This is a genomic window from Microbulbifer variabilis, assembly GCF_056232115.1.
Genome location: NZ_CP174325.1, coordinates 354,573 through 368,221 on the forward strand (window position 1 = coordinate 354,573; position 13,649 = coordinate 368,221).

General features: G+C 52.6%; 13 protein-coding genes. 6 read left to right on the plus strand and 7 right to left on the minus strand.

Annotation, left to right across the window (positions count from 1 at the left end; all coding sequences use genetic code 11):
• Positions 1-29 precede the first annotated feature (29 nt).
• From ACJJI7_RS01525 to ACJJI7_RS01540, 4 genes are all read left to right on the plus strand, one after another.
• Positions 30-1,943 carry a penicillin-binding protein activator gene (locus tag ACJJI7_RS01525; protein ID WP_444901087.1) on the plus strand — a complete coding sequence of 638 codons (1,914 nt, stop codon included), beginning with the start codon at positions 30-32 and terminating at the stop codon, positions 1,941-1,943.
• Complete coding sequence (locus ACJJI7_RS01530; protein WP_020412613.1) at positions 1,930-2,292, plus strand: YraN family protein; 363 nt, start codon at positions 1,930-1,932, stop codon at positions 2,290-2,292. Before ACJJI7_RS01525 ends, ACJJI7_RS01530 begins: the two co-directional genes overlap by 14 nt.
• A 64-nt stretch (positions 2,293-2,356) precedes the next feature.
• Positions 2,357-2,947 (plus strand): SIS domain-containing protein, encoded by a 591-nt coding sequence (locus tag ACJJI7_RS01535; protein WP_020412612.1) that lies wholly within the window; start codon positions 2,357-2,359, stop codon positions 2,945-2,947.
• Between the two features lie 3 nt (positions 2,948-2,950).
• Positions 2,951-3,541, plus strand: coding sequence for a BON domain-containing protein (locus tag ACJJI7_RS01540; protein WP_282952649.1), 591 nt, complete (start codon positions 2,951-2,953; stop codon positions 3,539-3,541).
• A gap of 94 nt (positions 3,542-3,635) precedes the next feature.
• Here ACJJI7_RS01540 and ACJJI7_RS01545 read toward each other — a convergent pair whose 3' ends face one another.
• Positions 3,636-4,826 (minus strand): thiolase family protein, encoded by a 1,191-nt coding sequence (locus tag ACJJI7_RS01545; RefSeq protein ID WP_026305002.1) that lies wholly within the window; start codon positions 4,824-4,826, stop codon positions 3,636-3,638.
• A gap of 182 nt (positions 4,827-5,008) precedes the next feature.
• On the opposite strand from ACJJI7_RS01545, the gene ACJJI7_RS01550 reads away from it, so the two are divergent.
• Together ACJJI7_RS01550 and ACJJI7_RS01555 are read left to right on the plus strand one after the other, a co-directional pair.
• Entirely contained in the window at positions 5,009-5,605 is a 597-nt protein-coding gene (locus ACJJI7_RS01550) for a LemA family protein (protein WP_282952648.1), read from the plus strand.
• A 3-nt stretch (positions 5,606-5,608) separates the two neighbouring features.
• Entirely contained in the window at positions 5,609-7,507 is a 1,899-nt protein-coding gene (locus ACJJI7_RS01555; RefSeq protein ID WP_444901086.1) for a M48 family metallopeptidase, read from the plus strand.
• 53 nt (positions 7,508-7,560) lie between these two features.
• On the opposite strand, the gene ACJJI7_RS01560 is transcribed toward ACJJI7_RS01555, so the two are convergent.
• The 6 genes from ACJJI7_RS01560 to petA form a co-directional block, all read right to left on the minus strand.
• Complete coding sequence (locus ACJJI7_RS01560) at positions 7,561-8,181, minus strand: Yip1 family protein (protein ID WP_020412607.1); 621 nt, start codon at positions 8,179-8,181, stop codon at positions 7,561-7,563.
• A 106-nt stretch (positions 8,182-8,287) separates the two neighbouring features.
• Positions 8,288-9,472: a GGDEF domain-containing protein gene (locus ACJJI7_RS01565; RefSeq protein WP_444901085.1), complete on the minus strand. Its 1,185-nt coding sequence runs from the start codon at positions 9,470-9,472 to the stop codon at positions 8,288-8,290.
• Between the two features lie 151 nt (positions 9,473-9,623).
• Positions 9,624-10,019: a ClpXP protease specificity-enhancing factor gene (locus ACJJI7_RS01570; RefSeq protein ID WP_020412605.1), complete on the minus strand. Its 396-nt coding sequence runs from the start codon at positions 10,017-10,019 to the stop codon at positions 9,624-9,626.
• Between the two features lie 25 nt (positions 10,020-10,044).
• On the minus strand, positions 10,045-10,671 hold the full coding sequence (locus ACJJI7_RS01575) for a glutathione S-transferase N-terminal domain-containing protein (RefSeq protein ID WP_020412604.1): 627 nt from the start codon (positions 10,669-10,671) through the stop codon (positions 10,045-10,047).
• 106 nt (positions 10,672-10,777) lie between these two features.
• Positions 10,778-12,979 (minus strand): ubiquinol-cytochrome c reductase, encoded by a 2,202-nt coding sequence (locus ACJJI7_RS01580; protein WP_444901084.1) that lies wholly within the window; start codon positions 12,977-12,979, stop codon positions 10,778-10,780.
• Positions 12,976-13,575 (minus strand): ubiquinol-cytochrome c reductase iron-sulfur subunit, encoded by a 600-nt coding sequence (petA, locus tag ACJJI7_RS01585; RefSeq protein ID WP_020412602.1) that lies wholly within the window; start codon positions 13,573-13,575, stop codon positions 12,976-12,978. The genes ACJJI7_RS01580 and petA overlap by 4 nt, the downstream gene beginning before the upstream one ends.
• Between the last annotated feature and the right edge of the window lie 74 nt (positions 13,576-13,649).

The following is a 13,649-nucleotide window of genomic DNA, read 5'->3' on the forward strand; positions in this document are numbered from 1 at the left end:
TCCAAATATAAATATTGCGGGAGAAGAATATGTCCGCCTCTTCCCGGCGCACGTCTACTGTGATCACCAGCATGGCTGCGGCAGCACTGGCACTGGCTTTAACCGCCTGCCAAACTCCAGCCTCCCGACCGGGGGCTTACCAGCCCACCTACCCGGCCAGCCACAAAGCCAGCCGCAGCGATGCCGTTCGCCTACTGCGTAGCGCCGAGACCTTGCCGGCTCCCGCGCGGGACCAGCAGCGCCTTCGGGCGGCCGCCATTCTATACGAGCTGGGAGAGAAAGAGTCAGCCAAAGAAGCTGTTGTGAAAATTATTCCCGAACAGCTGGATAACACCCTGTATGCCAGCTATGCACAGGTGTATGGCAGTTTACTTGCCGATGGCGATGACTTCTTCGAAGCCCTGGACTTAGCTACATCTCCACGCCTTGAGGGTGCTTGGGCGCAATTGCCACAGTCGACTGCGCTACCCTTACGCAACTTGCGCGCAGACCTTTGGGGCCTCCTTGGTAATCTCGACAGCGCCATTAGTGAGCGACGTGAGATTTCTTACCTTGTGAAGTCTGATGATGCGATCGTTGAGAACAACAATGGCTTATGGCAACTACTTACCCAGCTACCTTCCAGTGAGTTAAAGAATCGTGCCAATAAAAGCAGCGACACCCAAATGCGCGGCTGGTATCAGCTGGCGCTACTGGGTCGAGATACTCAGACTGATATCAGCTCACAACTTACCGCCCTTAGCCGCTGGCGTGAGCGCTGGCCAGCGCATACCGCCAACACACATCCACCACAAGCATTACAGCTGCTCGAACGGCTAGCGGCTCAACGCGCCGATAGCATCGCCCTGCTACTGCCTTTATCCGGCTCACTTGGCAGTGCCGGTCGCGCGATCCGCGATGGCTTTATGGCAGCACACTACACAGCCCTGAACGCCGGAGGAGCCACTCCCAGGGTCATGGTATACGATACCGGCACAGAGCAGCCCTTCGAGGAAATCTACCAGAATGCCGTGGATGCAGGCGCTCAGTTCATTATTGGCCCCCTGAACAAGAGCAAAGTCTCCAACCTACTGGCGACAGAGAAGCTGCCAGTACCCACCTTGGCGCTAAACTATGGTGACCAGGGACGACTCACCAATGACCTAGTGCAGTTTGGCCTCGCTGTTGAGGACGAAGCCCGTCAGATCGCCCAACATGCCTACCGTCAGGGCCACCGCCAGGCAATGGTACTCACCACCAATAGCAGCTGGGGTCAACGGGGGGCCGAAGCATTCCGGGAGGAATGGCAAAATCTCGGCGGCTCAGTCAGTATTGGCAAGACATTCTCCAATAACAGCAAGTTTGCCAGCCTGGTTAGCGATGCTTTACTAATCCCAGCCAGCAAAGCGCGCAAAAAGGAACTGCAGGGCCGTTTGGCCGCGCCATTGGAGTTCACCCCACGGCGCCGCGATGATGTCGATATGGTGTTTGTAGCAGCCCTGCCCCAACAGGCCCGCCAACTCAATCCTATGCTGACCTACTACTACGCCGGCGACCTACCGGTTTATGCCACCTCCCATGTTTTTGGTGGTAGTGTCAATCCAAATCGTGACCGCGATATTAACGGCGTACGCTTTACCGCCCTGCCCTGGCTATTTGAGAATAACCAGACCAAGCAAGACATAGAGCAACAAGCCGCTCCGGCACCAGCATTTGCCCGTTTATACGCTCTGGGCGCCGATGCATTCCGCCTCTACCCACGCCTTCCCATGTTGCGCCAGTTTCCGCAACAGAAAGTACATGGTCTCACTGGGGCACTCAGTCTGAGTGCTGATGGCCGCATTGTGCGAGAACAGATGTGGGCACGAATCGAGAAGGGGGTGCCTGTGCCAATAACAACTGTAGAGCCGCTGTCGATACCTCAAGACAACGGCCAGCTGACAGGAAACAGTGAAGCTCTTTAAGCGTCCAGCCAGTACTGTCGGCGCACGCATGGAGGGTGCCGCAGCGCTTCACTTACAACGCGCGGGGCTCTCGGTGACTGAACGCAATTACCGCTGTCGTCACGGAGAGATAGACCTTATCGCCCGTGAAGGCGATACTGTCGTGTTTGTGGAGGTGCGCTTCCGCCGTAGCAGTCGCTTTGGCGGTGCCGGAGCCAGCGTGGATATTCGCAAGCAGCAAAAGCTGCTAGCCACCGCGCACAGCTATTTACAACAGCACAAACTGGACTGTCCCTGCCGCTTCGATGTCCTTGCCATAGACGGCGATGCGCAAAACATTCAGTGGATTAAGAACGCCTTCGAAGCCTAAGGCAAAACCGAGATTTACCTTGCCAAGTTACGGCGAACTGCGGTTCGCCTGAATTAAGGACACAATGGAACAGCGAGTCGTAACCCTTTTTCACCACAGTCTGGAAGCCACCATGAACGCCGGTGAGATACTGGCGCCCCTGATTGCGGAGGCCAGTGAGATGGTGGTGCACACACTGCTAGCAGAGAGCAAAATACTTCTTTGCGGCAATGGTGTCAGTGGCGCCCTGGCGCAGAGTTTCAGCTCGCAATTAACTGGCGGCTTCCAACGCGAGCGCCCCGGCCTGCCAGCAATGGCACTCAATAGTGACGGTGTCTCCATGGGCACCGTCGCACAAAATCATGGCAGTGCGGATACTTTCGCCCATCCAGTACGCGCTCTTGGCCAACCCGGCGACCTGCTGATAATAATTAGTAGCGATGGCGGGGACTCCAACTTGGTACAAGCTATGCGCGCCGCCCGAGACCGCGACATGGGAATCCTGGCCCTCACCGGTGGAGATGGTGGCGATTGCGCTGCCCTCTTGGATAACCACGATATTGAACTGCGCGTGCCTTCCGATGTCGCAGCAGAGGTACACCAAGTACACCTTCTGACTATTTTTTGCCTGTGCGACTTGATCGACAGCAGCCTGTTCGGTGGCTATGAGGACTGAACCATGAAAACAAAACTATCTTCTGTTGGAAAATGCCTTCTGGCCGCGCTTGCCATAGCCTCTCTGCTTGGCGGCTGCAGTACAGTTATGGAGGCCACTCACGATGGCCCCATCCAGCAAGACCCAGGGAAACGCTCGCTGGGGACTTATATCGATGATGAGAGAATCGAAACCATTGTCACAGTGAATATCAACAAAGCCCACCCCGACCTGAAAGCAGCAAATGTTGACGTAACCTCCTTCAATGGGGTGGTTTTGCTCACAGGCCAGGTACCCAACCAGGAACTTCGCATGCTTGCCGGCCGCACTGCTGAGCAGGTTCAGAACGTACGACAGGTGTACAACGAGACACAGGTACGCGGCAAAGTCACCTTTCTCGCCTCCACCAGTGATGCCTGGCTGACAACTAAAGTGAAAACCAATTTGCTTGCAGATAAGGAAATTGATGGGGCTCGCATCAAAGTGGTAACAGAAAATGGGGTGGTTTACTTGATGGGGCTTCTGACCCCGGCGGAAGCAGAACGCGCTGCGGGCGTAACCCGTTCAATTGGTGGAGTACAGAAGGTCGTAAAAGCCGTGGAGTACATCAATTGATACAGTGATGTTGTACCCCATTTAACAATTTGATATCCGAATAAAAAACGGAGGCTAAGCCTCCGTTTTTTATTGGTGAAGCTTTAAGCCAAAGTTACAGGCGCTCAATAGCTATCGCCGTGGCCTCACCACCACCGATGCAAAGGCTAGCGATGCCCTTCTTAACATCGCGCTTCTCCATAGCGGCCAACAGGGTGGTCAAGATTCGAGCACCGCTGGCACCCAATGGATGGCCTAGGGCACAAGCGCCACCGTTCACATTAACCTTATTCCAGGGGAGTTCCAGCTCACGCATGGCTGCCATGGTTACCACGGCGAAAGCCTCATTAATCTCAAACAGGTCAACATCGGCAGCAGACCAGCCGGTGTTTTCCAGCAACTTATGCATGGCACCCACTGGGGCAATAGTGAACCACTCGGGCTCACGGGCAAACTGAGCTTGCCCTTTGATAACCGCTAATATTTTGAGTCCGCGCTTATCAGCCTCACTTTTTCGCATCAGTACCAATGCCGCAGCGCCATCGGAAATAGAACTGGAGTTGGCTGCAGTGACAGTGCCATCCTTGCGGAAAGCCGGTTTCAACTGCGGGATTTTGTCTGGACGAGCACTGCCTGGAGCCTCATCTACACTGACGACTACCTCTCCACGTCGGGAAGCAATGGTTACCGGGGTAACTTCACGGGCAAAATCACCATTTTCAATTGCTGCCTGGGCACGAGCCAGGGACTCCAGGGCAAACGCATCCTGCTCTTCACGAGAGAACCCATACTTATCCGCAGTACCCTCAGCAAAAGCACCCATCAATTTGCCGTCTTCAGCATTCTCAAGGCCATCGAGAAACATGGAGTCCTTAACCTCACCGTGCCCCAGGCGCATGCCGGAACGGGCTTTAGGCAAAAGGTAGGGGGCGTTGCTCATACTTTCCATACCACCGGCAACAATGACCTTGCCCTCCCCCAACAACAGCGCATCCCGGGCCATCATCACAGTCTTCATACCAGAACCACACACCTTATTGACGGTAGTACAGGGCGTGCTGTCTGGAATACCTGCTGCCAGCGAAGCTTGGCGCGCAGGCGCCTGTCCCACACCTGCTGGAAGCACACAACCCATCAGGACTTCATCGATATCTGCGGGGGCTACCCCTGCATCTTCCAGAGCCGCACGAATTGCCGCTGCGCCCAACTGTGGGGCACTCAAGGAGGATAAGCTACCCTGCATGGCACCCATCGGGGTCCTCGCCATTCCGACGATCACTACGGGGTCTGAAGTTACATCACTCATTCTGTCTGCTCCCAGTTCTACACCGCCCTCTCTGCTGTGGCGGCAATTGTGTTTTATAGTCGCCGCATTATAGCCGAAGCACTACCCTGCTCCGCCAGAGCCAGTTTCACTACTAGCGTCGCCCGGCAGATGGAGCGTGTTACTATCGGCGCCAATCATAAGAAAAAGTGGCGAGAGGACTTATGGAGTTATCAGGCATTATCGTGCTGGTGGTTATTGCTGCACTTTTGTTTTATGGAGTAGGGGTTTATAACAAACTGGTTTCCCTAAAAAATCGCAATGAGAACGCCTTTGCACAGATAGAGGTACAACTGAAACGGCGCCACGACCTGATCCCCAACCTGGTGGAAACTGCTCGAGGTTACCTGAAACACGAACGGGAAACCCTCGAAGCCGTAACTGTTGCGCGCAATACCGCCATCAGCGATCTCAAGGCAGCAGCCTCAAACCCGTCAAGTGCCACTGCCATCGGCAAACTTGGCCGTGCAGAGAGCGCCCTGAATGGAGCCCTGGGACGCTTTACTGCAGTAATGGAGGCATACCCGGACCTGAAAGCCAACCAGAACATGATGCAACTCAACGAGGAGCTGAGCAGTACTGAGAATAAAGTTGCCTTTGCACGGCAGGCATTTAACGACTCGGTCACAAATTACAACATATACAAACAAAGCTTTCCGCCAGTATTGCTGGCTGGTTTTTTCGGGCATCGCGCCAATGCCCAACTGCTGGAATTTGCCGACTCAGATGCCGCTCAGGTAGCTCCTCGTATCGAGTTTTAAGAGATGAATTTTTTTGAGTACCAGGATCGCGCCAGACGAAACAGTCTCCTGCTTGTAGGGCTTTTCGCTCTAGCCGTAGTTTTGCTGATCTCCCTGACCACTTTAGTCGCTGCCGCAGCGATAGCGCTCTCTCGCGGCCAGCCTTTTTCATTCAGTACTATCGAGCAATTACTGGGCTGGCAAACTGTGATATCCATCGCCCTGACGATTGCTGCCATTGTCGCCCTCGGCAGCCTATATAAACTGTACCAACTCAACGCCGGCGGCAGCGCAGTGGCCGAATCCCTCGGCGGACGCAAGCTCAATATTGCTCCGCAGAATTCCAACGAACAACGCGCACTGAATGTTGTAGAGGAATTGGCAATCGCCTCAGGTACCCCTGTGCCGGATGTCTACCTGATTGAGGATGATGCGATCAATGCATTCGCCGCGGGCTCCAAACCCACCGATGCAGTGATCGGCCTCACTCGAGGCTGTGTTGAAAACCTTAATCGAGAGGAACTGCAAGGTGTAGTGGCACATGAGTTCAGCCATATCTTAAATGGCGATATGCGTTTGAATATCCGTATCGTAGGAATGCTGAACGGTATCCTGATTATTGGCCTGCTCGGCCATTGGCTGGTTCGCGGAATTTACCCTGGCAATCGAGAAAACCGAGGGCGTGCGGCTCTGTTTGGGCTCGGTGCAGCATTAATGGTTGTGGGCTATACAGGAACCTTCTTCGGCAACCTGATTAAGTCTGCAGTTAGTCGCCAACGGGAGTTCCTTGCAGATGCCTCTGCAGTACAATTTACCCGGAACAATATAGGTATCGCTAGCGCACTAAAAAAGATTGGCAGTTACGGCTCAAAATCGACTCTGACCAGCGGCAGGGCAGCGGAATACAGCCATATGTTTTTTGCCAATAGCATGAAGCGTTCGCTATTTAACCTCTTCGCCACACATCCGCCTCTGTCAGATCGTATCACCCGACTCGACCCCAGCTGGAATGGCCTTTACCCCGACAATACTAATAACGCCTCACAATCACAGCCCCCTGCATTTGTTGAGTCCGCGCAAGTATCCACTTTCGCAAAATCCGCACCCTTCCAGGCAGCGCTGGATGCTGTAGATAACAGCATTGCCAACCCGAGCGAACAACAGGTGCAATACGGACGCCAGCTGCTTCAATCTATTCCCTCTGGACTTCAGCAGGCAGCTCATGACCCCTTCGCCGCACGCGCGCTAATTTATCACCTGCTGTTACACAAGGAGGGGGCAGAGCGGCAAGTACAACGCGAACTACTCAATAAAATTGCCCATCCAGCAGTGGTGCGGGAAATGCGACAACTGGAGACACAGCTGGAAAGCCTGCCCAATAGTGCACGCTTGGCCCTGTTGGATCTTTGTGTTCCCGCCCTGAGAGCACTGGTCCCTCAGCAGTATCAAGTATTCAAGAGAAACCTGATCAAACTGCTGCACAGCGATGGGAAAATTGAGATTTGGGAGTGGGCCCTATATCGGGTACTGATGCACGCACTGGAGGGCTCTCCTGACCGACAGCGGCTTTCCAATAAAAAGGGAGCCAGCAAAGATGCCAACTGTTTCCTTCTCGCCGCTATCGCCCATTCGGGCAATAGTGAGTATCTACCTGCCAAAAGGGCTTATGAGCAAGGCCTCAAGGCTTTGGGTATAGAGGTCACACCACTGCCAAGTCACAAGGATATAAATTTACCGCGGCTCGACAAGGCCATCGCCATTGCAGGACAGATGAAAGCTCTGGATAAACCGGCATTGTTAAAGGCAATGGTACTAACCCTAAGCCATAACGGGGTGATCAAGGCAGAGGAAATCGAATTGCTCCGGGCCGTAGCAGATAGCTTGGACTGCCCAATGCCACCTCTGCTACCAGCGCAGCCATAAATCGGGTCGACTAACCAACAAGCCGGCATTGCCGGCTTGTTTCCACTTATTTATTAAACGTGATGCTGATAGACAGGGCCTATTCCTACGCTCCACAAAATTACCGAAGTAATTAAGACAGTAACCATCATGACAAGCGCCACAGTGAGCACCGCACAGGCATAAAGAAATGCCCGCTCTTTGTTCATCTTCATCAAAATTGGGATACCGGCAAATACCAGATAGATTGAGTACATCCCCGCAATGCCCACGGCGGCCATAGTAAGCCAAGGGTGGGGGAAAAGAACCACAATACTAGCGAGGAAAATTGGCGTAGTGATAAAGACCGCAAGCGCGGTGCCTTCATAATGGCGTGTAGGTTCATCACCCTCGACACCATAGGACCTCGCCATCCAGTTAATAAATTCCCCAAGGCAATAGACTCCGACCAGTAACGCAAAGTAGGTCACTATAGACAAAACTGCTGCACTCTCCGGAGTCAACTTGGCCAGATGCCCCCCCACCTCAAATCCCACCCGTGTGACACCAAAGTAGCCGGCAACTGTAGGGATCAGAGCCAGAAATGGAACATGGGTCACGAAAACCTGGAAAAAAGAATGTCTATCCGCTCGGATGGCTTTCCACTCTTTTTCAGGATTAGTAAGAATGCCGATTGTGTGACTGAGTAATCGCACGCTGAAACTCCCTTCAATACCCTGCATTGCAGTATCGGGGGACGGCGCGGAATTAACCAATGCGAATAAGAAATTAGGCGCCACTTTTAAATCAGGTTGATTTATATCAAGCGCGAACAGAGACGCGATTCCGGCCGCCCCGCTTTGCCTTGTAAAGGGCCTGGTCAGCGGCCTTAAGGACAGTATCAGGCCCTCTGAACTCCTTACCCCTCTGAGCGAGGCCAATACTAACGGTTACCTTAATCTGTTGATCTGAACGGCGTTCAGAACGCCACAATTTAGGACCGGAAATACGTCCTCCAGAGCGCAAGCGCATGGGATAGGCCGCTATTTTCTCCCGAATAAGCTCCAGCTGTCTTTCTGCGGCTGAAAGGTCACGACCAGAAATAATTAGCACAAACTCCTCCCCCCCATAGCGAAATAATTCCCCTGACGAATTTCGAGCAATCTGGGTAGCAACCATTCGCAGTACCTGATCACCGACCTGATGACCAAAGCGATCATTCAATTTCTTAAAGTAATCGATATCAATCATGGCAATAGAATAATGCCGGCCGGGAGTGAGCATCCGATACCTGAAAGCCCTCCGAGACCGGACTCCGGTCAACTCATCGCGGAAAGCCAGCTCATAGCTGCTACCCAGCAGCGAAAAGATAAGTAGGAAACCAGCTACTGACATTAAAGGAACCAGAGGCATCCCACTCCAGACGCCATACAACGTAAGCAAGATGCAGCTGAATAACCCCACAGCCGTGGGCCCGGGGTAAAGAGCCAGCAGTGCCAATGCGCCAAGTGAGGCCACCATACAGGCCAAGAGTGGTAAAGGTGGGGAAAACCGGTCAAGAGCCAATAGCCAAGCAGGCAGATGCTGCAAAGAAAACATCTGAGCTAACGGCCCATAATATTTCTGCAACCAGAATAGGGCTATCCCCTGTGCACCCAGGATCAACAGCCAAGCGACCCCAAAATTACTCCATATGCTACGGTCGCGGCTGCAGCTAAATAACATCAAGTTGAGGGCGATCAACCCCAGATAGAGGGAAAAATCCTGCTTCAACAGTATTTCGAGACTGATCGTCCCATAGAAAAACATTAATAGTAATGCGGCCAGACCAACCCGGCTTGAGCGATAAAATAAACTGAGCAGCAGCGCTGTTACCAATAACAGAAAAGGCAGCTGGACATTGTTCAGGGACGCCAGATCGAGCCAGGGTAAATGTTGGGCAAGTGGCAAAATCAGGAGCAGTCCGGGCAACCAGCTAAAACGCAGCCACTGCAAATACGACGGCATGGTAAATTGGGAGCAAGAAATAACAGAGAATTATACGCACCTGATAACAGTAATTTCTTAGACTAGGCGCACAAAAGAGAAGACCGACGAAAACAAAAAGAAAAAATAAAAAAGGGGCAAAACTGCCCCTAGAAATTTTTTAAAGCCGAGCTTATTTCACAACGCGCAATGCGGGCTTCTTCACCGACTTTTTGCCCAAGCTGGTGGGCGGGGTAGGTTCGGGCGGTTCTGGGGTTTCTTCTGCCTCAAACACCATACCCTGGCCATTCTCACGGGCATAAATTCCAACTACCGCGCCAACCGGAACCTGGATATCAGTGGGAACCCCACCAAAACGCGCATTAAACCTGATCGCATAGTTATCCATGGTCAGCCTCGCAACAGCACTTTCAGAGATGTTTAGCACTATCTGCCCATCATCATTAACATGCTGTTGTGGCACCAGCACCCCGGAAAGGTGCGTATCGACAAGAATATAGGGAGTGCACCGGTTATCGGTAATCCACTCGTAAAATGCCCGCAAAATATATGGGCGATTGGAGGTCATGACCGGCTTACTCACCTAACTACCCTCAACGCATTTCCCGTTCGTACTCGGTAAGGCTCTGCTGGAACGCTTCACGGGCAAACAGGCGATCCATATAATCCAGCAGCGGCTTCACTTGCTTAGTCTTGGGCAAGCTGATTTCGAACTGCTCGAGACGCCAGAGCAGTGGAGCCATACAGCAATCCACCAGGGAAAATTCTTCATTGAAGAAGTACGGCAGCTCAGTAAACATCGGCGCAATGCCAACCAAGCTATCACGCAGCTCCTTACGGGCGGATGCAGCATCTTTGCCTCCTGCCAGAATTTTATCCACCAGCGGACACCAGTCGCGCTCAATACGATGCATAATCTGGCGACTTTGAGCGCGCGCAACCGGGTAAACGGGCAGCAGCGGCGGGTGTGGGAAACGCTCGTCAAGATACTCCATCATAACCTTGGTTTCGAAGAGCACCAGATCGCGATCAACCAGAGTCGGCAGCGAATTGTAGGGGTTGAGGTCAGCGAGCTCGGCGGGCTTATCATCCGAGTCCACATCTATGATTTCTACGGACACCCCTTTCTCTGCCAGTACGATACGCACCCGATGGCTATAGTGACTGCGACCATCAGAGAAGAAGGTCATAGAGGAGCGCTTGTTGGTAGGCACACCCATGTTCAAACTACCTCAAACTTGTTGGCCGACAAACACCGGCCTTTATTCAAAATATAAAAGGGCGGCAGAGTATCTCCACCACCCATCAAAAAGAAACCTGCGAATCTTAGTGGTGTATGTCTTTCCAGTACTCGCGGTTCAGCAGCCAAGCAAAGATAAAGAATATAAAAATAAACGCCAGCACATAGAAACCAATGCGCTTGCGATCTTCTGCCATTGGCTCTGCAATGTACTCCATAAAGTTGACCAGGTCATACATAGCCTGATCAAACTCTTCCGGATTCATGGAACCCTTCACACTACCAACCTTGAGGCTGCCACAGTCAGCGTCCATGATCGGGTTACCCAGCTCATCGCGCACGATCTTACCATGGTCGCGCTTAGGACCAGGGGCACATTCCGGCAAGCCCTGCAACTCCATCAATACATGCGGCATGGCGACACTGGGGAATACCAGATTATTCACACCGGTAGCACGACTGTCATCCTTGTAGAAACTGCGGAGATAAGTGTAGAGCCATTCCGGTGAGCGGGAGCGGGCAACCAGCGTCAGGTCCGGCGGCGTGGCGCCGAACCATACTTTGGAGTCATCCGGGCGCATGGAGATCTGCATCAGGTTACCGATCTTGTCGTTACCCAGGATCAGGTTCTCCATCATCAGCTCTTTGGGGATATCCAGATCTGTAGCAACACGCTCCCAGCGGGAATAGTTGGCACTGTGACACCCCATGCAATAGTTGACGAAGTACTTGGCTCCACGCTGCAAAGACGGCTTGTCCTGAAGGTCGATACTAATAGGGTCCAGCTCAACACTGGACTCAGCGCCTACCGCTTTGATTGGGATAAAGGTCAGCAGGCCAACAACCACAATACCGATAAACAGAATACCGAATGTTTTTGCTCCAGATGGGCTGGTTACACGCTCAGGCTCTGGGTATACCTCATCGCGGCTAGTAATCCAGGGCAGCAAGGCGAAGAAAGCTGCCAACAAAACAGTCACTACTCCCATAAAGGTATTTACCGAGAAGTTAGCCACTGCCATCCACAGGAACAGTACACCGAAGCCGATGCTTACAACCCAGGAACCCACTCCCTTGCGCCCCTTTGGATTCGTCCAGACCGGCATGGTCAGGAAGAACGCAAAATAGAACAGGGTCGCCACCTGAGACAGGAAGTTACGCTCTGGGGTCGGAGATTTAACCCCCAGGTAACCCAGGATAATAAATACCGCTGCGAACAAAAGGAGCAAACCTTTTGGCAGCCAACCTTTGTAACGGATGGAACGTACGGGGCTCTTATCGAGCCAAGGCAGTACAAACAGCACCGCAATGGCCGCACCCATAGCCACCAAACCAAGGAACTTGGCTGTAAGAGGACCAATATCCATAGTTACCGCACGCAAGATCGCGTAGAACGGCGTGAAGTACCAAACAGGTGCAATATGGGGAGGGGTCTTCAGTGGGTTTGCTTCTTCGAAGTTAGCGTACTCCAGGAAGAAACCGCCCATCTCAGGGAAGAAAAACACAACAGTAGCGAAGATAAACAGGAATACCGCAATACCCACCAGGTCATGTACAGAATAGTAAGGGTGGAAAGGTACGCCGTCTTTGGGGATACCGTTCTCGTCCTTATTTTTCTTAATCTCGATACCATCAGGGTTGTTAGAACCCACTTCATGCAACGCCAGGATATGCAGGACTACCAGCAACACAAGAACCAACGGCAATGCAATAACATGCAGGGAAAAGAAGCGAGTCAGGGTAATACCTGAAATCAGATAATCACCGCGAATCCACTCAACCAGGCTATCGCCAATACCGGGTATTGCACCGAACAGGGATACAATTACCTGGGCACCCCAGTAAGACATCTGACCCCAGGGCAATACATAGCCCATAAAGGCTTCAGCCATCAGCACCAGGTAGATACACATACCAAAGATCCACACCAGCTCGCGGGGCGGCTTATAAGAGCCATACATCAATCCGCGGAACATATGCAGATACACAACCACAAAGAAAGCAGATGCACCCGTCGAATGAAGGTATCGAATCAGCCAGCCCCATTCCACATCGCGCATGATGTATTCAACAGAGGCGAAGGCACCTTCAGCCGAAGGATTAAAACTCATCACCAACCATATACCGGTCAGAAGCTGGTTAACCAGTACGAGCAGTGAGAATACGCCGAAGAAGTACCAAAGATTAAAGTTTTTGGGCGCGTAGTACTTGCCCATATGCTTATCCCAGGCCTGGTAGATCGGCAGACGCTGATCTACCCAGTCACCGAAATCTGCTAGCCATTTCATGCAGTGCCCTCCTGGTCTACACCAATCACGATTACCTCATCGCTCTCATAGGAATAAGGCGGAACTTCCAGGTTGGTAGGTGCAGGAACACCGCTGTAAACACGGCCGGCCATATCGTATTTGGAACCATGGCAGGGGCAGAAAAAGCCGCCCATCCACTCATCACCACCCAAATCGGCGGCGCCCACTTCCGGGCGGTACATAGGTGCACAACCCAAGTGTGTACACAGGCCAACCAGAACCAACAACTTTGGTTTGATAGAACGATTTTCCGGATTTACATAATCTGGCTGGATAGATTCCTCAGAGTTGGGATCGCGCAACTGCGGCTCCACTTTCTCTAGATTTTGCAACACTTCATCGGTGCGGCGTACTACGTAGACCGGCTTGCCGCGCCACTCAACAGTAACCATCTGGCCCGGTTCAAGTTTGCTAATGTTGTATTTAACCGGAGCACCAGCAGCTTTTGCCTTGGCACTCGGATTCCAGGAAGCGACGAAGGGAACGGCAACCCCAACCGCTCCCGCACCACCAACAACTGAGGTGGCAGCGGTTAAGAAACGGCGCCGTCCTACATTTACACCGTCATCACTCATGACGTAGTTCTCCCATCACAGCGATCCCGGATACACCGGAGATGCGCTGGCCCAAACCCAAAAAGTCTTGAAAG

Coding starts and splice junctions, on each gene's coding strand:
- ACJJI7_RS01525 (WP_444901087.1), top strand. CDS start 30: ATGTCCGCCTCTTCCCGGCGCACGTCTACTGTGATCACCAGCATGGCT.
- ACJJI7_RS01535 (WP_020412612.1), top strand. CDS start 2,357: ATGGAACAGCGAGTCGTAACCCTTTTTCACCACAGTCTGGAAGCCACC.
- ACJJI7_RS01540 (WP_282952649.1), top strand. CDS start 2,951: ATGAAAACAAAACTATCTTCTGTTGGAAAATGCCTTCTGGCCGCGCTT.
- ACJJI7_RS01545 (WP_026305002.1), bottom strand. CDS start 4,826: ATGAGTGATGTAACTTCAGACCCCGTAGTGATCGTCGGAATGGCGAGG.
- ACJJI7_RS01550 (WP_282952648.1), top strand. CDS start 5,009: ATGGAGTTATCAGGCATTATCGTGCTGGTGGTTATTGCTGCACTTTTG.
- ACJJI7_RS01555 (WP_444901086.1), top strand. CDS start 5,609: ATGAATTTTTTTGAGTACCAGGATCGCGCCAGACGAAACAGTCTCCTG.
- ACJJI7_RS01565 (WP_444901085.1), bottom strand. CDS start 9,472: ATGCCGTCGTATTTGCAGTGGCTGCGTTTTAGCTGGTTGCCCGGACTG.
- ACJJI7_RS01570 (WP_020412605.1), bottom strand. CDS start 10,019: ATGACCTCCAATCGCCCATATATTTTGCGGGCATTTTACGAGTGGATT.
- ACJJI7_RS01575 (WP_020412604.1), bottom strand. CDS start 10,671: ATGGGTGTGCCTACCAACAAGCGCTCCTCTATGACCTTCTTCTCTGAT.
- ACJJI7_RS01580 (WP_444901084.1), bottom strand. CDS start 12,979: ATGAAATGGCTAGCAGATTTCGGTGACTGGGTAGATCAGCGTCTGCCG.
- petA (WP_020412602.1), bottom strand. CDS start 13,575: ATGAGTGATGACGGTGTAAATGTAGGACGGCGCCGTTTCTTAACCGCT.